General features: G+C 71.7%; 20 protein-coding genes. 12 read left to right on the forward strand and 8 right to left on the reverse strand.

The features are described from left to right. Window positions 1-3 precede the first annotated feature (3 nt). Window positions 4-267, reverse strand: a complete 264-nt coding sequence (locus EU555_RS31370) for a hypothetical protein (protein WP_245524584.1) — start codon at window positions 265-267, stop codon at window positions 4-6. A 197-nt stretch (window positions 268-464) separates the two neighbouring features. On the opposite strand from EU555_RS31370, the gene EU555_RS31375 reads away from it, so the two are divergent. Beyond that, window positions 465-1,055, forward strand: a complete 591-nt coding sequence (locus EU555_RS31375; RefSeq protein ID WP_135419261.1) for a PepSY domain-containing protein — start codon at window positions 465-467, stop codon at window positions 1,053-1,055. A 158-nt stretch (window positions 1,056-1,213) separates the two neighbouring features. On the opposite strand, the gene EU555_RS31380 is transcribed toward EU555_RS31375, so the two are convergent. Continuing rightward, window positions 1,214-1,729 (reverse strand): GNAT family N-acetyltransferase, encoded by a 516-nt coding sequence (locus EU555_RS31380; protein WP_135419262.1) that lies wholly within the window; start codon window positions 1,727-1,729, stop codon window positions 1,214-1,216. Between the two features lie 287 nt (window positions 1,730-2,016). Between EU555_RS31380 and EU555_RS31385 the strand changes: the two genes are divergently transcribed. The 4 genes from EU555_RS31385 to EU555_RS31400 are packed head-to-tail and all read left to right on the forward strand — an operon-like array spanning window position 2,017 to window position 5,136. Continuing rightward, window positions 2,017-2,871, forward strand: coding sequence for a transporter substrate-binding domain-containing protein (locus EU555_RS31385; protein ID WP_135419263.1), 855 nt, complete (start codon window positions 2,017-2,019; stop codon window positions 2,869-2,871). A gap of 38 nt (window positions 2,872-2,909) precedes the next feature. Further along, window positions 2,910-3,614 (forward strand): ABC transporter permease, encoded by a 705-nt coding sequence (locus tag EU555_RS31390; protein ID WP_135419264.1) that lies wholly within the window; start codon window positions 2,910-2,912, stop codon window positions 3,612-3,614. Between the two features lie 13 nt (window positions 3,615-3,627). After that, entirely contained in the window at window positions 3,628-4,338 is a 711-nt protein-coding gene (locus EU555_RS31395; protein WP_135419265.1) for an ABC transporter permease, read from the forward strand. A 15-nt stretch (window positions 4,339-4,353) separates the two neighbouring features. Further along, complete coding sequence (locus tag EU555_RS31400; RefSeq protein WP_135419266.1) at window positions 4,354-5,136, forward strand: ABC transporter ATP-binding protein; 783 nt, start codon at window positions 4,354-4,356, stop codon at window positions 5,134-5,136. Between the two features lie 21 nt (window positions 5,137-5,157). Here EU555_RS31400 and EU555_RS31405 read toward each other — a convergent pair whose 3' ends face one another. The 6 genes from EU555_RS31405 to EU555_RS31430 all read right to left on the reverse strand — a co-directional run bounded on the left by EU555_RS31405 (window position 5,158) and on the right by EU555_RS31430 (window position 9,900). Further along, window positions 5,158-5,454 carry a helix-turn-helix domain-containing protein gene (locus EU555_RS31405; RefSeq protein ID WP_135419267.1) on the reverse strand — a complete coding sequence of 99 codons (297 nt, stop codon included), beginning with the start codon at window positions 5,452-5,454 and terminating at the stop codon, window positions 5,158-5,160. A 298-nt stretch (window positions 5,455-5,752) separates the two neighbouring features. Beyond that, on the reverse strand, window positions 5,753-6,127 hold the full coding sequence (locus tag EU555_RS31410) for a hypothetical protein (RefSeq protein WP_245524585.1): 375 nt from the start codon (window positions 6,125-6,127) through the stop codon (window positions 5,753-5,755). Between the two features lie 560 nt (window positions 6,128-6,687). Beyond that, window positions 6,688-7,197 carry an OsmC family protein gene (locus EU555_RS31415; protein ID WP_135419268.1) on the reverse strand — a complete coding sequence of 170 codons (510 nt, stop codon included), beginning with the start codon at window positions 7,195-7,197 and terminating at the stop codon, window positions 6,688-6,690. A gap of 90 nt (window positions 7,198-7,287) precedes the next feature. After that, window positions 7,288-8,070, reverse strand: a complete 783-nt coding sequence (locus EU555_RS31420) for an ABC transporter ATP-binding protein (protein ID WP_135419269.1) — start codon at window positions 8,068-8,070, stop codon at window positions 7,288-7,290. Window positions 8,071-8,085: 15 nt separating this feature from the next. Continuing rightward, complete coding sequence (locus EU555_RS31425) at window positions 8,086-8,919, reverse strand: ABC transporter permease (RefSeq protein ID WP_135419270.1); 834 nt, start codon at window positions 8,917-8,919, stop codon at window positions 8,086-8,088. A 6-nt stretch (window positions 8,920-8,925) separates the two neighbouring features. Beyond that, window positions 8,926-9,900 carry an aliphatic sulfonate ABC transporter substrate-binding protein gene (locus EU555_RS31430; protein ID WP_135419271.1) on the reverse strand — a complete coding sequence of 325 codons (975 nt, stop codon included), beginning with the start codon at window positions 9,898-9,900 and terminating at the stop codon, window positions 8,926-8,928. A gap of 257 nt (window positions 9,901-10,157) precedes the next feature. Here EU555_RS31430 and EU555_RS31435 point away from each other — a divergent pair, with 257 nt between their 5' ends. The 7 genes from EU555_RS31435 to EU555_RS31465 all read left to right on the forward strand — a co-directional run bounded on the left by EU555_RS31435 (window position 10,158) and on the right by EU555_RS31465 (window position 18,557). Then, complete coding sequence (locus tag EU555_RS31435) at window positions 10,158-13,046, forward strand: [protein-PII] uridylyltransferase (RefSeq protein ID WP_135419272.1); 2,889 nt, start codon at window positions 10,158-10,160, stop codon at window positions 13,044-13,046. 58 nt (window positions 13,047-13,104) lie between these two features. Next, window positions 13,105-13,701, forward strand: coding sequence for a nucleotide exchange factor GrpE (gene grpE, locus EU555_RS31440; protein ID WP_135419273.1), 597 nt, complete (start codon window positions 13,105-13,107; stop codon window positions 13,699-13,701). 141 nt (window positions 13,702-13,842) lie between these two features. Then, window positions 13,843-14,169 carry a hypothetical protein gene (locus tag EU555_RS31445; protein ID WP_135419274.1) on the forward strand — a complete coding sequence of 109 codons (327 nt, stop codon included), beginning with the start codon at window positions 13,843-13,845 and terminating at the stop codon, window positions 14,167-14,169. Between the two features lie 17 nt (window positions 14,170-14,186). Next, window positions 14,187-15,209, forward strand: a complete 1,023-nt coding sequence (locus EU555_RS31450) for an ABC transporter ATP-binding protein (RefSeq protein WP_135419275.1) — start codon at window positions 14,187-14,189, stop codon at window positions 15,207-15,209. A gap of 117 nt (window positions 15,210-15,326) precedes the next feature. After that, window positions 15,327-16,163: a tryptophan synthase subunit alpha gene (gene trpA, locus EU555_RS31455; protein ID WP_135419276.1), complete on the forward strand. Its 837-nt coding sequence runs from the start codon at window positions 15,327-15,329 to the stop codon at window positions 16,161-16,163. Window positions 16,164-16,212: 49 nt separating this feature from the next. Further along, window positions 16,213-17,148: an acetyl-CoA carboxylase, carboxyltransferase subunit beta gene (gene accD, locus EU555_RS31460; RefSeq protein ID WP_245524586.1), complete on the forward strand. Its 936-nt coding sequence runs from the start codon at window positions 16,213-16,215 to the stop codon at window positions 17,146-17,148. Window positions 17,149-17,231: 83 nt separating this feature from the next. Beyond that, window positions 17,232-18,557, forward strand: a complete 1,326-nt coding sequence (locus EU555_RS31465; protein ID WP_135419277.1) for a bifunctional folylpolyglutamate synthase/dihydrofolate synthase — start codon at window positions 17,232-17,234, stop codon at window positions 18,555-18,557. Window positions 18,558-18,913: the final 356 nt, after the last annotated feature.

Genomic DNA, 18,913 nt, shown 5'->3' on the forward strand with positions numbered 1-18,913 from the left:
AGGTCAGAAGCGGCTGCCGCCGAAGGGGCGGCAGCGCCCGTCGGCGATCTTGAAGTTCGGGGGATCGCAGGGGACGTGGTCGGCCTCGCACCAGCGCTGGCAGACCTGCGGGCCGGTGCGCGGGACGGGCTCGCCGGCCGCACGTCCGTCGCGCAGGGAGCCGGTCGCCTCCGGATCGAAGAACGGATTGCCCTGGGCCTCGGCGGCGGGCACGGCGAGGAGGAGGGAAACGGGGACGAGCGCCAGCAGGGCGCGGGATGGCAGCACGGACGGTCTCCGGTCGGGTGGGAGGCGCCGCCTAAGGGCGGGCCGCGATGCCGGACCAACTGGCGGGGAGTACCCCTGTTCCGGCGCCGGGCGCGGCCGCCACGCGCGCGAAGCCGGTTGCCCAACGGGCAACCAAGTCGCGCGACCGGCGTTTCCGGTACCCCTAAGGGACAACATTCCCCACCTCGGAGACATCGATGCTGACGCGCTTCCTCGCCACGGTCGGCGCCCTCGCGCTCACCACCGGCCTCGCCCTCGCGCAGACCACCACCCCGACGGCTCCCACCGCGCCGGCTCCGACGGCCCCCGCCCCGACCGCGCCGGCCGCCGGCGACATGAAGGAGTTCCAGGCCGCCAAGCTGACCAAGATCAGCCTCGCCCAGGCGATCACCACCGCCGAGCAGCAGGGCGCCGGCGGCCGCGCCATCGACGCCGATTTCGAGAAGGCCGACGGCAAGAACCCGACCCACTGGGCGATCAAGGTCGTCTATCCGGACGGCAAGCTGGTCGAGCACGGCATCAACGCCGATACCGGCGCGCTCTACAAGAGCGAGAACCAGCCGATCGAGCGCTACTTCACCCGCCTGAAGGTCAGCGACTTCCAGAACGCCAAGACCTCGCTGAAGGACGCGCTCACGATCGCCGAGCAGCGCGCCGGCGGCGGCAAGGCCTACGAGGCCGAGGTCGAGCGCGAGGGCTCGGCGGTCGCCTACGAGATCAAGGTGGCGCTGGCGGACAAGGAACAGGAAGTGAAGGTCGGGCCCGACGGCCAGGTGATGAAGGACTGAGGCTTCAACCGATCGATCTCCCTCTCCCGCACGGGAGGGGGAGGCAAGGATCCTCGCCGATCAATCGCTTCCCTCGCCGTCAGGCTCACCGCGTCACGGGGGCCGCGCAGAGCGGAAACCGGACGACGATGGCGGGTGCGAAACCTGATCCCCTGCCTTCAGATCGGCTCGCGAACCACCCCGCCGACCACACCCCCGCTCGCCTCGGCCAGGGCGCCCTCGCGCAGTTCCAGGCCCAGGAACCGCGCCGGATCGACCGGGCCCGGCAGGCTGAGCTTGCGCGGCGGCAGGACCCGGAAGCCGAAGCGGGCGTAGTACGGCGCGTCGCCGACCAGGATGACGAGGCCGTGGCCGCCGGCCCTGGCGGCGTCGAGGGAGGCGCGCATCAGGGCGCCGCCGATGCCGCGGCTGCCGAAGGCCGGGTCGACCGTCAGCGGCCCCAGCACCAGGAGCGGGCTCGCCCCGGCCCGGGCCGGCGAGACCCGCACCGAGCCGACCAGCAGCGTGCCGACCAGCGCCGTGAACGAGAGATCGGGCATATGCGGCACGCCCTCCCGCAACCGGAAGGCGGTGCGGGCGTAGCGGCCGGGGCCGAAGGCGCGCTCGTGCAGGCGCTCGATGGCGTCGGCCTCGCGCGGGGTCTCGGGCCGGATGACGAGGGGAAGCGTGGTCACGGGCACACTCGGGGCAGGCGTCGGAAAGATGAGGGCGGATCGATCAGCCGATCCGTCGTCGCGCCTCTGCCCTCGGGGCCATCGGTCATGCTCCTGGCGGGCGCGATGCCCGCGTCCTGGCGGGCATGCCGCCCGCGGTGGGCGCCATAACAGTGCTTGGCCGTGAGTGCAAACCGCGATGGCACGCCGCTCGCATCGTGCCGGCAAGCTGGCGCTTGCGTGAGGGCACCCCTTGCGGGTTAGCTGAGCGCGACACGGCCGAGACCGGCCCCGGGGACAACGCCGCAATGACGATCAGGTCTGCTCTCGCCCTCCTCCTCTCCCTCGCCCTCGGCCCCGTCGCGGCGGCCCGGGCCGACGACGCGGTGCCGGCGACGGTGAGGATCGCCACCGAGGGCGCCTACGCGCCCTACAACTTCACCAAGCCCGACGGCAGCCTCGACGGCTACGAGATCGAGCTCGGCCGCGAGATCTGCTCCCGCGCCAAGCTCAAGTGCGAGTTCGTCGCCCAGGACTGGGACGGCGTGGTGCCGGGCCTCAACGCCAAGAAGTTCGACGCCATCATGTCGGGCATGACCATCACCGACGCGCGCCTGAAGGTGGTGGATTTCAGCAAGCCCTATAGCGGCGATTCCTCGGGCTTCGCGGTCGACCGCAACGGGCCGCTCGCCAAGCTCCCCTTGGGCGGCGAGAAGTTCAGCCTGATGGACGAGGCCGGGGCCCAGAAGGCGCTCGACACGATCAAGCCGCTCCTCAAGGGCAAGACCGTCGGCGTCCAGGTCTCGACCATCCACGCGGCCTTCATGGACAAGTACCTCAAGGGCACCGTCGAGGTGCGCGAGTACAAGACCACCGAGCAGCACGACCTCGACCTCTCGGCCGGGCGCATCGACGCGATCTTCGCCAACGACGCGCCCCTGCGGGCGACCGCCGAGAAGCCGGAATTCGCCGGGACGGTGATGCTGGCGGGGCCCCGATTCCGCGGCGGCATCCTCGGCCGCGGCGTCGCGATCGGCCTGCGCAAGGGCGAGGCGGCCCTGAAGGCCCGCCTCGACCAGGGCATCGACGCGGTGGTCGCCGATGGCACCCTGAAGGCGCTCTCGCTCAAGTGGTTCAAGGCCGACCTGACCCCGCAGGGCTGACGGACGGACACGGCGAATGACCAAACGATGAGAGACGCGTGAGCGCCTTCACCCTTCTCGGCTTCGGGCCCGGCGGCTGGGGCGGGGCGCTGCTGCTCGCCGCCCTCACCACCCTGGCCTTGTCGCTCTGCGGCTTCTTGGTCGGGGCGGTGCTCGGCGGCCTCGCGGCGGCCGCCAAGCTGTCGGGGGCCGCCCCCTTGCGGCTCGCGGCCGACGGCTACACCACGCTCCTGCGCGGCGTGCCGGACCTTCTCGTCATCTACCTCCTGTATTTCGGCGGCAGCGCGGCCCTGGGCCAGGTCGCCGGCCTGTTCGGGGCGACGGGCTTCATCGGCGTGCCGGCCTTCGGGGTCGGCGTCGCGGCGCTCGGGATCATCTCGGGCGCCTACCAGGCCGAGGTCTTTCGCGGCGCGTACCTCGCCCTCGACCGCGGGCAGGTCGAGGCGGCGCGCGCGGTGGGCATGCATCGCGGGCTGATCCTGCGCCGGGTGGTGGCCCCGCTCGTCGCCCGCACCGCGCTTCCCGGCCTCGGCAACGTCTGGCAGATCCTGCTCAAGGATTCCGCGCTCGTCTCGGTCACCGGTCTCGTCGAGCTGCTGCGCCAGGCCCAGGTCGGAGCCGGGTCGACGCGCCAGCCCTTCACCTTCTACCTCGCGGCCGCCGCCCTGTACCTCGCCATCACCTCGCTCTCGACCTGGGGCTTTTCCCGCGCCGAGGCCCATGCCCGCCGGGGCGCGCCGTGACCGAGGGGCGGCGATGATCGACCTCGACTTCCTCGCCACCACCGTGCGGGCGCTGCTCGGCGGCCTGCCGCTGACGCTGAGCCTCACCGCCGGCTCGGTCGCCCTCGGGGGCGTGCTGGCGGCCCTGGCGGCCTGGGGCCGCCTCTCCGGCCTCGCCCCGTCGGACTGGCTCGCCCGCCTCTACATCTTCGTCTTTCGCGGCACGCCGCTCCTGGTACAGATCTTCCTGATCTATTACGGCCTCGGCCAGTTCCGGCCGGCCCTGCAGGCCTGGGGCCTGTGGAGCTTCTTCCGCGAGCCGTACTGGTGCGCGCTGCTGGCGCTTGCCCTCAACACCGGCGCCTACACGGCGGAGATCTTTCGCGGGGCGGTCCTGTCGGTGCCGCACGGGGCGCTGGTGGCCGGGCGCGCCTGCGGCATGCCGCGGCTCCTGCTGTTTCGCCGCGTCACCCTGCCGCTCGCCGCTCGCCAGGCGCTGCCGGCCTACGGCAACGAGGTGATCTCGGTCGTCAAGGCGACCTCGCTCGCCTCCACCATCACCCTGATGGAAGTCACCGGCATCGCCCAGAAGCTGATCGCCCAGAGCTTCCGGGCGCTGGAGGTCTTCGTCTGCGCCGGGGCGTTCTACCTCGCCCTCACCTTCGTGATCATCGGCGCCCTGCGGGCCGTCGAGGCCTGGCTCTCCCCCGACCTGCGCCCGCGCCCGGTGGCCCGCCCCGCCTGAACGACCGGACCTCCCATGCTCGCCCCCTCACCCACCCGCCCCGAGGCCGTCGCGGTCCGCGACCTGCACAAGCATTTCGGCCGCCTGGAGGTGCTGCGCGGCATCTCGCTCTCGGCCCGCGAGGGCGAGGTCGTGGCGATCCTCGGCTCGTCCGGCTCCGGCAAGTCGACGCTGCTCCGCTGCATCAACCTTCTGGAGGTGCCGGAGGGCGGCGAGGTCGTGGTCGGCGACGAGGCGGTGGCCTGGCGCGCCCGGCGCGGCGGCCGGGTGCCGGCCGACCGCGCCCAGGTCGACCGCATCCGCTCCCGGGTCGGCATGGTCTTCCAGAGCTTCAACCTCTGGTCCCACCGCACGGTGCTGGAGAACGTGATCGAGGCGCCCGTCCATGTGCAGGGCCGGAAAAAGGCGGAGTGCGTCGCCGAGGCCGAGGCGCTGCTGGCCAAGGTCGGCATCGCCGACAAGCGCGACCATTACCCGGCCCACCTCTCCGGCGGCCAGCAGCAGCGCGCCGCCATCGCCCGGGCGCTCGCCATGCACCCGCGGGTGCTGCTCTTCGACGAGCCGACCTCCGCCCTCGACCCCGAGCGCGTCGCCGAGGTGCTGCGGGTGATGCGGGCCCTGGCGGAGGAGGGCCGCACCATGCTGGTCGTCACCCACGAGATGGCCTTCGCCCGCGACGTCGCCCACCGGGTGGTCTTTCTGCACGAGGGCCGAATCGAGGAGGACGGGCCGTCCGAGCAGGTGTTCTCCGCGCCGCGGTCGGAGCGGTTCCGGCAGTTTTTGGCGCGGGGGGAGTGAGGCGGAGCGTTCCGAATCGCGTCAGGCGCACATGCCGAGGATCTCCGGCACGACCTGCGGGCGCTTCTCGACCAGGGCCAGGACCACCCGTGCGGGTCCCTCCGGCCGGCGCCGCCTCTGCCCCCAGTTGCGCAAGGTATGGAACGAGACGCCGATCGTCTCGGTGAAGGTTGACTGCTCTAGACCCGTCCGGGTTCTGATCTCGGCCACGTCCAGGTCGTCCGGCGCGTGGACGACGGTCCCGGTGGGCGGGTTGCCTTCCATGGTGGCCAATGCGCTCTTGGCTCCGCTCATGATGCGCGTGAAGCTGTCAGTCATTGGAAGCGCCCTGTTCCGGCAACTCGCCCGACATCATGGCCGCTTGCGACGGCGGGCTGCACCTGATGGGGTGAGGCGGCATCTGCTGCTCTAAATCAAGAAGCTCAGGGCGCTCGCCATCGGCAACGCCGCGATCAGGGATCACCGTCGCTCAGCCACCCTCGCGTTGTCCGGCCCCCTCAGGGCTTGGGCGCGCCGTGCCGACGGTCGAAATCGCGGGACGAAAAATAGGCATAGCCCAGGCTCGCGCCGATGACGGTGCCAACCACCGCGAGGAGTAGGGTCGTCGCAGCCATCCTCATCCCTCGCTTTTCATGAAGCGCAAGGCGACATGCCCTGCACATGGTAATGCCAATCCCGCCAACACCCAACGCAGGTCGACCTGATCTGGTGACGCGTGATTACAGATGTAAGGCACGATGAACGCCGCACCGAGGACCGCGGCCCCGAGCGTGTTGCAGAAGCTGCCGATCAGCTTCAGGTGCTCATTGAGCTTCTTGGCGTCGAGCTTCCGGAACGCCTCATCGGTGATGATGCGCTGGCGGCGACGTGACAGTCGCGCATCCACGAAGCGAATGCAGGCGACACCATAGAAGCCGAACAGGAAACACAGCAAACCGAAGAGATATTGTCTCGCCGCCTCAGGGATGAAGTCCGGAAACAGCAAAAGCATGAACGTTGGCCGATGCCCGCTTTTCACAAGATCAGGATGGGTATATCGTTTTCGCTGGGTTTTTCATTCGGTGAAATTGACATGCTCTGAAAATTGCCCAGAGCCTGTTTGACTGCGGAGAGCGGGGTCGCATGGGCCCGATCTATCCCATCCACAGCCTCATCCTGAGGTGCGACTGCAAGGAGCCTCGAAGGAGGGCTCCAGAAGCCACTGCGATCCCTGGAGCCCTCCTTCGAGGTCAGTCGATCTTCAATCGACTGACACCTCAGGATGAGGCGGAGGGCGGGATAGGTTTGCCAGACATGTCAAACAGCCTCTCAGTCATATTACGCAAGGTAACTTATAAATTCAAGCCATTTCGCAACAACGGCGGCCATGATCCCCATCGAAGGCAAACGTGTGTAGAAGAGCGACCCCGCGAAGCATGAGGGCTGCATCCGCGGAGGCATCTCTGGGGGCAGTAAAAGGTTTCGACTGAGGAGAGATCCTGAGAGGGATGGAACTCTCGTGATGCTATCCGTCCGCCCAATTACAGGCGCCCCTCGCCGTCAGGCTTCTCCTCACCCCCGCGTCATCACCACATTCAGCTGCGGCTTCTGGTTGATGGTCTGGAACACCACGCAGTACCGTTCCGTCAGCTTCAGCAGCTGGTCCAGCTTCTCCTGCGGTGCATCAGAATCCACCTCGAAGCTGAGGCGGATCGACCGGAAGCCCACCGGCGCGCCCTTGTCGACGCCGAGGGTCCCGCGGAAATCGAGGTCGCCCTCGGCCTTGACGAGCCCCTTGCGGAGCGGGATCTCGAGGGCGGTCGCCACCGCCTTCAGGGTCACGCCCGCGCAGGCGACCAGTGCCTCGAGCAGCATGTCGCCGGAGCAGAGTTCGGCGCCGGATCCCCCGCTCGCCGGATGGAGGCCGGCCACCGCCAGCGCCCGGCCGGTCTCGACCTTGCAGGCGATGCCGCCGTCGTCGAGCGACCCTTGCGCCTTCAGGGTGATGACCGCCGCGTCCGGGTCGGAGCGGTAGCGGTCCTTGATCGGGGCCTGGAGCGAGCGGAGTTCGGTGGCGTCCATGCGGGTGTCCTCCCTGTTATGGGCGAGCGGCTTAGCATCCCGCGCCGGGCTCCTGCCAGGGCTCATGGTGAAGGGCTCACGGCGACGGTCTCACCACCACAGGGCGGAGGCGTCCGGCTTCGCCCGGTCGGCCTCGCCCTCCGGGCGCAGCGAGCGGTCGAGGCTCGCCAGGATCGTGCGGGCGGCGGCCTCGCTGCCGGGGGACGAGGGCTGGCGCGGGCGGCTCAAAGGCAGCGGGATCGTGTCGTCGATCCGGCCGGGCTTCGGGCGCAGGACCACGGCCCGGTCGGCGAGCGCCACCGCCTCGGCGACGTCGTGGGTGACGAGGAGCACGGTCGGCCGGCTCTCCTCCCAGAGGCTGAGCAGGTGGCGGTGCAGCCCGGCCCGGGTCAGGGCGTCGAGGGCCGAGAACGGCTCGTCGAGGAGCAGAACCTTCGGGGCGGCCACGAAGGCGCGGGCGATCGCCACCCGCTGCTGCTGGCCGCCCGACAGGTCGCGCGGCCAGCGCCCCGCATGCTCGGCGAGGCCGACGCGCTCGAGGGCATGGGCGACCCGGGCCCGGCGCTCGGCGCGCGGCAGGTCGGCGAGGCCGAACGCCACGTTGTCGGCGACGCTGAGCCAGGGCAGGAGCCGCGGCTCCTGGAACACGATGCCGACGCCCGGATGCGGCGCCGTGATGCTCTCGCCGTCGAGGCTGATGCGGCCTTCGCTCGCCCGGTCGAGCCCGGCGATCAGGCGCAGCAACGTGGTCTTGCCGCAGCCCGAGCCGCCGATCAGCGCCACGATCTCGCCGGCCCGGACCTCGAGCGCGATGTCGGCGAGCGCCCGCGTACCGTCGGCATAGGTCTTCGACAGCCGGTCCAGGATCAGCATGGGACGATCAGCATGTCAGAGCGTGTCCCGCGCGGTGTCCTGCCAGCGGGCGAGCGGCTGGGTGAGCCCGACCAGCACCGCGTCGCAGAGCTTGCCGAGGGCCGCGAAGGCCAGGATCGCCGCGACGATCTGGTCCGGCTTGCCGAGCTGCTGGCCGTCGAGGAGAAGGTAGCCGAGGCCCTCGGAGGCGCCGAGCAGCTCGGCCGCCGCCACGAACATGAAGCCGAGGCCCAAGCCCGTCCGCAGGGCGACGAGCGTCGCCGGCAGCACCGCCGGCAGCAGGATGCGCCGCGCGAGTTCCAGGCGCGAGAGCCGGAAGACGCGGCCGACCTCGACGAGCTTGCGGTCGACGCCCGCGATGGCGCCCGCCACCCCGAGATAGACCGGGAAGAACACCCCGACCGCGATGAGGGTGATCTTCGAGGCCTCGAAGATGCCGAACCACAGGATGAACAGCGGCACCCAGGCGATCGACGGGATCGCCCGCAGGGCCTGCAGGCTCGGATCGACGAGGCGGCGCGCCAGCGGCAGGGTGCCGGTGAGCGCCCCGACCAGGATCCCCGCCAGCGCCCCGAAGCCGAAGCCCGCCGCGACCCGGGTGAGGCTGGCCAGAACGTGGGTCCAGAGCTCGCCGCTCGCGGCCAAGCCCCACAGGGTCGCCAGCACCCGGCTCGGCGGCGGCACCAGCCGCCCCTGCGCCAGGCCCGCCCGCACCATGGCCTCCCAGCCGAGGGCCAGCGCCAGCGGCAGGACGAGGCCGGTGAGCGTCCGCCCGCCGGGCAGGCGCCAGGGCCGGCGCGCGGCCCGGGCCGGCGGCGCGGCCGCGAGGGTGAGCGGGGCGGCTTCCATCGCCGGCTAGCGCGAGGCCGGCCCGAAGCGCGGGTCGATCAGCGCCTCGACCGCGGCGCCGACATCGGTGCCGGCCGGGATCACCCCGGCATCGAGCAGCGCGGTGCCGGCATCGAGGATCGTCTCGGCCTGGAGCTTGCCGATCGCCGGCTGCGACAGGTCGGTGCGCTCGAGCTGGCGCGCCACCACCGGCTCGGGCAGCTTCGTCGCCGCGACGAGGATGCGCCGGAGCTCCTGCGGGTCGGAGAGGGCGAGCCGGCGCGCCTCCTCGTAGGCCGCCAGCACCTTGCGGGTCAGGTCCGGGTTCTGCTTGGCGAAGTCCTCGCGGACGTTGAGGACCCCCCAGGTGTTCGCGGCGGCGTCGCGGTGGAAGAGCACGTCGCCGTTCTCGATCTCGGCCGCCGCCATGATCGGGTCGAGGCCGGCCCAGGCATCGACGTCGCCGCGGTCGAGCGCCGTGCGCCCGTCCGGGTGCTGCAGCAGCACGAGCTTCACGTCGCGCTCGGTCAGGCTGGCCCCGCGCAGGGCCCGGATCAGGAAGATGTGCGGGTCGGTGCCGCGGGTGACGGCGACGCGGCGGCCCTTCAGGTCCTTGACGGCGGTGATGCCGGTATTCGGCCGCGTCACCAGGGCGGTCCATTCCGGCCGCGAGAAGGCGTAGATCGCCTTGATCGGGTTGCCGTTGATCCGCGCCAGGAGCGCCGCGGCGCCGGCGGTCGAGCCGATGTCGATCGAGCCGGCATTGAGGAATTCGAGGGCCTTGTTGGAGCCGAGCGACTGGACCCAGCGCACGCTCACGCCGTCGGCGCCGAGCGCCTTCTCGAGCAGGCCCTTCTCCTTGAGGACCAGGCTGACCGGATTGTAGGTCGCCCAGTCGAGGCGCACCTCCTTGGCGGCTTGCGCGAGCGCGGGCGTGCCGAATGCGGCGAGGCCCGCGGCCCCGAGGGCGGCGCCGATCAGCGCGCGGCGATGAATGCGCATCGTCTCTCCCTGGCTGGCCCCCGGCGCCACGGTCGCGGGCGGGGCCGCCGACCTAGCTAGGGCGCGGTGTTCGGTGTGTCAAACGATACGGCCGACGAAGCGGATTAGCCTTTGTATCGAACGTGAGCGCCCGTCCGGGCCTTCCGCAGCGCGGAAGCGTTGGCTTTCCCGGGGCGTGATGCGAAACAGGAGGGACGCGACGGGACTCAAGGCCGTGCGCTCCCCTCGAAGCCTCAAGGCCCGATCCGCCGGCTGCCATGTCCGATCCCTCCTCCGCCATCGACCCGTCCGACACCCAGGCCGCCCTGGGCCAGCTCCTCGCCGGCATCGACCAGTCGCTGAGCGACCCGACGCGCCTGCGCGAGCGGCTGGTGCCCGAATTGCGCCGGATCATCGAGGCCGGCCGCGCCGAGGCCGAGCGCCGCCTGCTCGCGAACCGCGACGGCCATGCCTGCGCCGGGCTGATCTGCGCCCAGATGGATGCGGTGATCCGGGCGATCTACGACGCGGTGGTCAAGCGGCTCTACCGCGCCGACAACCCGACCGCGGCCGAGCAGATCGCCGTGGTGGCGACCGGCGGCTACGGCCGCGGCCTCCTGGCGCCGGGCTCGGACATCGATCTCCTGTTCCTGCTGCCCTACAAGCAGACCGCCTGGAGCGAGAGCGTCGTCGAGGCGATGCTCTACGTGCTGTGGGACCTCAAGCTGAAGGTCGGCCACGCCACCCGCTCGGTCGCCGATTGCCTGCGCGAGGGCCGCGGCGACATGACGATCCGCACCGCGCTCCTCGAGTCGCGCTTCCTGTTCGGCGACCGGGCCCTGTTCGACGAGCTCGAGACCCGCTTCGACCGCGAGGTGGTGCAGGGCACGGCGGCCGAGTTCGTCGAGGCCAAGCTCAAGGAGCGCGACGCCCGCGTCCAGAAGAGCGGCGCCTCGCGCTACCTCGTCGAGCCGAACGTCAAGGACGGCAAGGGGGGCTTGCGCGACCTCAACACCCTGTTCTGGATCGCCAAGTACACCTTCCGGGTGAAGGAGGCGGAGGACCTGGTCGAGGCCGGCCTGTTCACCGCGGAAGAGTTCCGGCTGTTCGAGCGCTGCGACGAGTTCCTGTGGCGGGTGCGCTGCCACATGCACTTCGCCACCGGCCGGGCCGAGGAGCGGCTGTCCTTCGGGCTGCAGCCGCGGATCGCCGAGCGCCTGGGCTACGGCGCCCGCGGCGGCCTCGCGGCGGTCGAGCGGTTCATGAAGTCGTACTTCCTGATCGCCAAGGATGTCGGCGACCTCACCGCCATCGTCTGCGCCGAGATGGAGGCGCGCCACGCCAAGCGCCCGCCGGTCCTCGACCGCTGGCTGCGCCGCTTCAAGCAGCATTTCCGCGCCCCCGACCTCGAGGCGGACGACTTCCGCATCCATACCGGCCGGCTCGACATGCGCGACGACGCCGCCTTCGAGCGCGACCCGGTCAACCTGATCCGCCTGTTCTGGCTCTCCGACCGGCACGACCTCGCGATCCACCCCGATGCCAGCCGGCTCGCGACGCGGTCCTTGAGCCTGATCGGCCCGATGGTGCGGGTCGACCCGGAAGCCAACCGCCTGTTCGTGGAGCTCCTGACCTCGCAGAACGCGCCCGAGACGGTCCTGCGGCACATGAACGAGACGGGGGTGCTCGGGCGCTTCGTGCCGGATTTCGGCCGCATCGTCGCGATGATGCAGTTCAACATGTACCACCACTTCACGGTGGACGAGCACCTGATCCGCTCGCTCGGCGTGCTCGCCAAGATCGAGGCCGGGGAGCTCGAGGACGAGCATCCCCTGGCCCACCGCATCGTCGGCACGATCCAGAACCGCCGCGCCCTCTACGTGGCGATGTTCCTGCACGACATCGCCAAGGGCCGGAAGGACGACCACTCGATCGCCGGCGCCGCCGTCGCCCGCAAGCTCGGGCCGCGCTTCGGGCTGGATGCCGCCGAGACCAGCACCGTCGCCTGGCTCGTCGAGCACCACCTCCTGATGTCGATGACGGCGCAGAGCCGCGACCTCTCGGACCCAAAGACCATCGAGACCTTCGCGGGCGTGGTGCAGAGCCTGGAGCGGCTGAAGCTCCTCCTGGTTCTGACCATCGCCGACATCAAGGCGGTCGGCCCGGGGGTCTGGACCGCCTGGAAGGCGACGCTGCTGCGCACCCTCTACTACGAGACCGAGATGGTGCTGTCGGGCGGGCGCTCCAAGATCCCGCGCACCGACCGGGTGCGGCTGATCCAGATGCGCCTGCGCGAGCAGCTCGCCGACTGGACGGCCGAGGAGTTCGACGCCTACGCCGCCCGGCACTACCCGCATTACTGGCTCAAGGTCGATGCCGGGCGCCAGCTCAAGAACGCCCGCTTCATCCGCGCGGCGGCCGAGGCCGGGAACACCGTCGTCACCGCCACCGAGACCGACCTGTCGCGCGGCGTGACCGAGCTCTGCGTCTACTCCCCCGACCACCCGCGCCTGCTCGCGATCCTCACCGGCGCCTGCGCGGCGTCCGGCGGCAACATCGTCGACGCGCAGATCTTCACCACCGCCGACGGCTTCGTCCTCGACACCATCACCCTGTCGCGGGCCTTCGAGCGCGACGAGGACGAGCTGCGCCGGGCCGGCCGCATCGCCACCGCGATCGAGCGGGCGCTGAAGGGAGAGATCCGCATCGCCGACCTCGTCGCCGACAGGCACCCGGCCAAGGACCGGCCGCGCACCTTCCAGGTCGCCCCCGACCTGTCGATCGACAATGCCCTCTCGGCCCGCGAGACCGTGCTGGAGATCTCCGGCCTCGACCGGCCGGGCCTGCTGTTCGATCTCACTGCGGCGCTCGGCCGGCTCAACCTCAACATCACCTCGGCCCACGTCGCGACCTTCGGCGAGCGGGCGGTCGACGTGTTCTACGTCACCGACCTCACCGGCACCAAGGTGACCCAGCCCGATCGGCAGGCGACGATCCGCCGGGCCGTGATGGCGGTGTTCGAGGCCGACCTGCCCGGCGGCGGCAAGGGCCGGCGCGGCGGCAAGGACGCGGCCAAGGACGCTGCCAAGGACGCCGCGAAGGCGACCCGCAAGGAGGCCGAGCAGGCCGCTCCCGAGGCGGCGGCCCCGGCCGCCGGCGAAGCTTGATTTCGCCGGCCGACCACCTGATATCGGGGTCATTCCCAGACCATTCTTCGGAAACACGATGACGCCGAACGACACGGAGACTGCCGCGCGGGCTCACGAGGCCGAGGCTGCCGAGGGCGCTCCCGCCTCGGCGCCGGAGGCCGCGCCGACCGCCGACGCGCTCGCCGCGCTCGAGGCCGAGAAGCTCGACCTCAAGGACAAGCTGCTGCGCACGCTCGCCGACATGGAGAACCTGCGCCGCCGCACCGAGCGCGAGGTCGCCGACGCCCGCACCTACGCGGTGACGAACTTCGCCCGCGACATGCTCAACGCCGCCGACAACGTCCGCCGCGCCCTCGAGGCCGTGCCGGCCGACGCCCGGGCGGGCGCCGAGGGCCCGCTCAAGGCCCTGGTCGACGGCATCGAGCTGACCGAGCGCGACCTGCTCAAGACCCTCGAGCGCCACGGCGTGAAGCGCGTCGACCCGCAGGGGCAGCGCTTCGACCCCAACCTGCACCAGGCGATGTTCGAGGTGCCCAACCCCGACGTGGCGACCGGCACGGTCGTGCAGGTGGTGCAGTCGGGCTACGTCATCGGCGAGCGCGTCCTGCGCCCGGCCCTGGTCGGCGTGGCCAGGGGCGGCCCGAAGGCCGAGGCGAAGCCGGCGGAAGGCTGAGACGCGGCACGCGCGCGCGCGACGGGGCCGGCTCGCGGCGATGGCGCGCGGGGGCGGCCCCGGGACGCGACCCCGGTGTCCCTCGGCGCCGAAGTTGCGTAAGGTGGCGTGACAGCCATGTCAGGCGGCCCCGAGATCTCCATGCGCCTTCTCCTCGCCACCGCCCTCCTCGCCCTCACCTCCGGCTTCGCTGGGGCACAGACCGAGGGACTCTCTCCGCCGCTGGGGAGCACGCCCGAGGGCGTCACCGCGCCCGCGGCACCTCCCGGTCCGGCGACCGGCCGGCGCCAGCCGCGCCGGATCGACGGTGCCCCGCCGGCCGCCGCCAGGATGGAGGCGAACCCGGATGCCAAGCGCGACGCGGCCGCGGCAGCGGCCAGCAAGGCCCAGGCCGCGACGGCAGCCCGCGACAAGGCCTGGGACGCCCGCATGAAGCGCACCCTCGGATCGATCTGCCACGGCTGCTGATCGACGAAGGCCCGCCGATGATCCGCTTCGAGGGTGCCGGCAAGACCTATCCGGGCCAGGCGAGGCCGGCGCTCGACGCCTTCGACCTCGCGGTCGAGACCGGCACCACCTGCGTGCTGATCGGACCGTCGGGCTGCGGCAAGTCGACGGCGTTGCAGATGGTCAACCGCCTGGTGACGCCGGATGCCGGCCGGGTGCGGGTCGAGGGCCGGGACGTCGCCGGCCTCGACCCGATCGCCTTGCGCCGCCGCATCGGCTACGTCCTCCAGGGCGTCGGATTGTTTCCGCACCGGACGGTCGCCCAGAACGTCGCGACCGTGCCGGGCCTCCTCGGCTGGCCCCGGCGGCGGATCGCCGAGCGGGTCGACGCGATGCTCGACCTCGTCGGCCTCGCGCCAGGGGAGTACCGCGACCGGCGCCCGGACGCGCTCTCGGGCGGACAGCGCCAGCGCGTCGGCGTCGCCCGGGCGCTCGCCGCCGATCCGCCGGTGCTGCTGATGGACGAGCCGTTCGGCGCCGTCGACCCGGTGGCGCGGGCGCGCCTCCAGGACGAGGTGCGGGAGATCCTGTCGCGGCTCGCCAAGACCGTGCTGATGGTCACGCACGACATCGACGAGGCGGTGCGGATGGGCGACACCGTGGCGCTGATGCGCGAGGGCCGCCTCGTCCAGGTTGCCGCACCGGCGACGCTTCTCGCCGCTCCGGTCGACGCCTTCGTGGCGGAGTTCGTCGGGAGCGACCGGCTGCTGCGCCGCCTCGCCCTGCTGCCGGCCCGGCATTACGCCGAGCCGGTGCCGGCCCGGCATGACGCCGAACCGGTGCCGGCTCGGGATCGGTCCGAGACGAGCCCGGCCGGCGCCGCGCCGGTCCTCGCCCCGGATGCCTCCCTCAAGGAGGCTCTGTCGCTGATGCTCGCGAGCGGGCGCGAGCGGGTTGATCTCGGCGACGGGACCGGCCAGGTGACGCTCGCGGCCCTGCGCGCCGCCGCCGGCGCGAGCGCCGGCACGAAACGCCCCTCGCCTGAAACGCCCCCGTCCTGAAACTTTATCTGCGCCGCCCGATGGTGTAGGCGCGGCGATCCGTTCCGCCCGTCCGCGGCGCCGCGCCCTGTTCGGGGACGCGCCGCCCTCAAGGCCCGCTCCCCAAGGTCGCCCCCGATGACCACCCGCCTCGCCGACACCTTCGCCCGCTGCCGCGCGGAGAACCGTGCCGCCCTCGTCACCTACGTGATGGCGGGCGATCCCGACCCCGAGACCTCGCTCCAGGTGCTGCGTGCCCTGCCGGAGGCCGGGGCCGACATCATCGAGTTCGGCCTGCCCTTCACCGACCCGATGGCGGACGGCCCGGCGATCCAGGCGGCGGGACTCAGGGCGCTCAAGGGCGGCCAGACCCTGGAGCGCACCCTGGAGCTGGTGCGCCGCTTCCGGGCCGAGAATGCCGGCACGCCGGTGATCCTGATGGGCTACTACAACCCGATCTACATCTATGGCGTCGCCCGCTTCATCGACGACGCGAAGGCCGCCGGCATCGACGGGCTGATCGTGGTCGACCTTCCGCCCGAGGAGGACGACGAGCTCTGCCTGCCGACGATCCAGGCCGGCCTCGCCTTCATCCGGCTCGCGACCCCGACCACCGACGAGGCGCGCCTGCCGGCGGTCCTCGCGAACACCGCGGGCTTCGTCTACTACGTGTCGATCACCGGCATCACCGGCACCGCGACGCCGGATTTCGGCGTCGTGGCCGACGCGGTCGCCCGCATCCGTCGCCACACCGACCTGCCGGTGGTGGTCGGGTTCGGCGTCAAGACCGGCGAGCATGCCGCCGCCATCGCCCGCTCCGCCGACGGCGTGGTGGTGGGCTCGGCCATCGTCGACGCGCTCGCCCGCTCCCTCGACGGCGAGGGCCGGGCCGGTGCCGCCTCGGTCGAGGCGGTGACGACCCTCGTGCGGGACCTCGCGGCCGGCGTGCGCACCCGCGCCGGCCGGGCGGGCTGACGGCGCAGACCCCATATAGCAGGCAGGACCCGACGGCCGAGGAGCGATCATGGTCGAGGCGATGAACTGGATCTCCGAGGTCGTGCGCCCGAAGATCAAGACGCTGTTCAAGCGCGAGACGCCGGAGAACCTCTGGGTGAAGTGCCCGGAGACCGGCCAGATGGTGTTTCACAAGGAGGTGGAGGCCAACGGCTGGGTGATCCCGGGCTCGGAGCACCACCTGCGCATCACCGCGCAGCAGCGCCTGAAGCTGATGTTCGACGAGGGCAAGTGGCTCGACGTGCCGCTGCCCGAGGTGGCGCCCGACCCGCTGAAGTTCCGCGACGAGAAGCGCTATGCCGACCGGCTCAAGGACGCCCGCACCAAGACCGGGATGACCGACGCGTTCAAGGTCGGGTTCGGGCGCGTCGGCGGCCTGCCGATGACGCTCGCGGTGCAGGATTTCGGCTTCATGGGCGGCTCGCTCGGCATGGCGGCGGGCGAGGCCTTCGTGCGCGGCGCCGAGACGGCGCTCGAGAAGCGCACGCCCTACGTGCTGTTTGCGGCCTCCGGCGGCGCGCGGATGCAGGAGGGCATCCTCTCCCTGATGCAGATGCCCCGCACCACCGTGGCGGTGCGCCGGCTCAACGCGGCCCGCCTGCCCTACGTCGTGGTGCTGACGAACCCGACCACCGGCGGCGTCACCGCCTCCTACGCGATGCTCGGCGACGTGCACCTCGCCGAGCCCGGGGCGCTAATCGGCTTTGCCGGCCCGCGGGTGATCGAGCAGACGATCCGCGAGAAACTGCCCGACGGCTTCCAGCGCGCCGAGTACCTGAAGGAGCACGGCATGGTCGACCAGGTGGTGCACCGGCGCGACCTGAAGGGCACGATCGCCCGCCTGTGCGGCCTGCTGATGCAGGTGCCGGCCGGCGTGGCGGACGCCGCGCAGGCCGGGTCGAAACCCGAGGCGAAGGAGGCCGAGGCCCGGACGGTGCCGGCCTGAGGGCGCGGTCCCGGCCTCCTCACCGCCCTTCGCCGCAGCGCCGTCTCCGCGTCACCGAGGACGAGCCCCGACCGAGCGCCCCGATGGAATCCTCCGACGCCCTGATGGCGCGCTTCCTCGCGCTGCATCCGCGCACCATCGACCTCTCCCTCGGCCGGATCGAGCGCCTTCTCGCGGCGCTCGGCCATCCGGAGCGGCGCCTGCCGCCGGTGATCCATGTCGCGGGCACCAACGGCAAGGGCTCGACCATCGCCACCATGCGGGCGATCCTGGAGGCCGGCGGGCTCTCGGCCCATGTCTACACCTCGCCCCACCTCGTGCGCTTCCACGAGCGCATCCGCATCGGGGCGGTCGGCGGTGGCCGCTTCGTGCCCGAGGACCGGCTGGCCGAGGCCTTCGCCCGCTGCGAGGCGGTGAATGCCGGCGCCCCCATCACGGTGTTCGAGATCACCACCGCCGCGGCCCTGCTGCTGTTCTCCGAGGCGCCCGCCGACGTGCTGCTGCTCGAGGTGGGCCTCGGCGGCCGGGTCGACGCCACCAACGTGATCGACCGGCCGGCCTGCGCCGTGGTGACGCCGATCGGCCGCGACCACGCCGAGTATCTCGGCGACACCGTCGAGGCGGTGGCGGGGGAGAAGGCCGGCATCTTCAAGCGCGGCTGCCCGGCGGTGATCGCCCCGCAGGACTACGCCCAGGCCGACGCGGTCCTGTGCGCCCGGGCCGAGGCCGTCGGGGCCGGACCGATCCTCGTCGGCAACCAGGATTTCTCCGCCCACGAGGAGCGCGGCCGGCTGGTCTACCAGGACGAGGACGGCCTTCTCGACCTGCCGCGGCCGAAGCTCGCCGGACGCCATCAGATCGTCAATGCCGGCACGGCGATCGCGGCCCTGCGCGCGGCGGGCTTCGGCGACATCGGCACCGAGGCCTTCGAGGCGGGGCTGACCAGCATCGCGTGGCCGGGCCGCCTGCAGCGCCTGCGCGACGGCCGGCTTCCCGGCCTCGTCCCGCCGGGCTCGGAATTGTGGCTCGACGGCGGCCACAACATCGACGGCGGGCGGATCCTGGCCGCCGCGATGGCCGACCTGCAGGAACGGGGGGACGCGCCGCTCGTCCTCGTCTCGGGTCTTCTCGGCACCAAGGATGCGGAAGGATTTCTGGCCAACTTCGTCGGCCTCGCCCGTTTCCTGGTCGCGGTGCCTCTCGCAGGCCAGATGGCCGGCCGGCCGGCCGAGGAGGTCGCCGGGATCGCCGGGCGGGTGGGGCTCAACGCCGCGTCGGCGCCGAGCCTCGAGGCGGCCCTGGTCTCGCTGCGCGACCGGGCCTGGGAACGCCCGCCCCGGGTGCTGATCTGCGGGTCGCTCTATCTCGCCGGGGCCGCGCTCACCGCCAACGGAACGCCGCCGACCTGAGGGCCGGCCGTCCTGCGCGCGCTCCGTCGTCCTGCTCCCATCTGACGCAGCCGGTGCCTGTGCGATCCGTTGGATCGTCGGCCGGCACGCTTGACATTTTCGGGCTTCATACCCCGGACCCGTGTCGCCGGCGCACGGTTGTGGCTGATGCGCTACATCCTGGGGGCGTAAAATGGTCTAGCTTACCCTCGATCGGGGAACCTGCTGGGGACCATCATGAAGAAACTTCTGAGTGCTTTCGCTGCCTTCACCGCGCTGACCGCCGCCGCGTCTGCGGCGGACCTGCCGCGCCGCGCCGCTCCGCCGCCGGTCTTCACGCCGGTGCCGGTCTTCACCTGGACGGGCTTCTACGCCGG

It is taken from the genome of Methylobacterium nonmethylotrophicum (assembly GCF_004745635.1).
GTDB classification, from domain to species: Bacteria; Pseudomonadota; Alphaproteobacteria; order Rhizobiales; family Beijerinckiaceae; genus Methylobacterium; species Methylobacterium nonmethylotrophicum.

What these genes read in the sequence shown, in the direction of transcription:
- EU555_RS31375 (WP_135419261.1), top strand. Translation starts at nt 465, where the DNA reads ATGCTGACGCGCTTCCTCGCCACGGTCGGCGCCCTCGCGCTCACCACC.
- EU555_RS31385 (WP_135419263.1), top strand. Translation starts at nt 2,017, where the DNA reads ATGACGATCAGGTCTGCTCTCGCCCTCCTCCTCTCCCTCGCCCTCGGC.
- EU555_RS31395 (WP_135419265.1), top strand. Translation starts at nt 3,628, where the DNA reads ATGATCGACCTCGACTTCCTCGCCACCACCGTGCGGGCGCTGCTCGGC.
- EU555_RS31400 (WP_135419266.1), top strand. Translation starts at nt 4,354, where the DNA reads ATGCTCGCCCCCTCACCCACCCGCCCCGAGGCCGTCGCGGTCCGCGAC.
- EU555_RS31405 (WP_135419267.1), bottom strand. Translation starts at nt 5,454, where the DNA reads ATGACTGACAGCTTCACGCGCATCATGAGCGGAGCCAAGAGCGCATTG.
- EU555_RS31410 (WP_245524585.1), bottom strand. Translation starts at nt 6,127, where the DNA reads ATGCTTTTGCTGTTTCCGGACTTCATCCCTGAGGCGGCGAGACAATAT.
- EU555_RS31415 (WP_135419268.1), bottom strand. Translation starts at nt 7,197, where the DNA reads ATGGACGCCACCGAACTCCGCTCGCTCCAGGCCCCGATCAAGGACCGC.
- EU555_RS31420 (WP_135419269.1), bottom strand. Translation starts at nt 8,070, where the DNA reads ATGCTGATCCTGGACCGGCTGTCGAAGACCTATGCCGACGGTACGCGG.
- EU555_RS31425 (WP_135419270.1), bottom strand. Translation starts at nt 8,919, where the DNA reads ATGGAAGCCGCCCCGCTCACCCTCGCGGCCGCGCCGCCGGCCCGGGCC.
- EU555_RS31430 (WP_135419271.1), bottom strand. Translation starts at nt 9,900, where the DNA reads ATGCGCATTCATCGCCGCGCGCTGATCGGCGCCGCCCTCGGGGCCGCG.
- EU555_RS31435 (WP_135419272.1), top strand. Translation starts at nt 10,158, where the DNA reads ATGTCCGATCCCTCCTCCGCCATCGACCCGTCCGACACCCAGGCCGCC.
- grpE (WP_135419273.1), top strand. Translation starts at nt 13,105, where the DNA reads ATGACGCCGAACGACACGGAGACTGCCGCGCGGGCTCACGAGGCCGAG.
- EU555_RS31445 (WP_135419274.1), top strand. Translation starts at nt 13,843, where the DNA reads ATGCGCCTTCTCCTCGCCACCGCCCTCCTCGCCCTCACCTCCGGCTTC.
- EU555_RS31450 (WP_135419275.1), top strand. Translation starts at nt 14,187, where the DNA reads ATGATCCGCTTCGAGGGTGCCGGCAAGACCTATCCGGGCCAGGCGAGG.
- trpA (WP_135419276.1), top strand. Translation starts at nt 15,327, where the DNA reads ATGACCACCCGCCTCGCCGACACCTTCGCCCGCTGCCGCGCGGAGAAC.
- accD (WP_245524586.1), top strand. Translation starts at nt 16,213, where the DNA reads ATGGTCGAGGCGATGAACTGGATCTCCGAGGTCGTGCGCCCGAAGATC.
- EU555_RS31465 (WP_135419277.1), top strand. Translation starts at nt 17,232, where the DNA reads ATGGAATCCTCCGACGCCCTGATGGCGCGCTTCCTCGCGCTGCATCCG.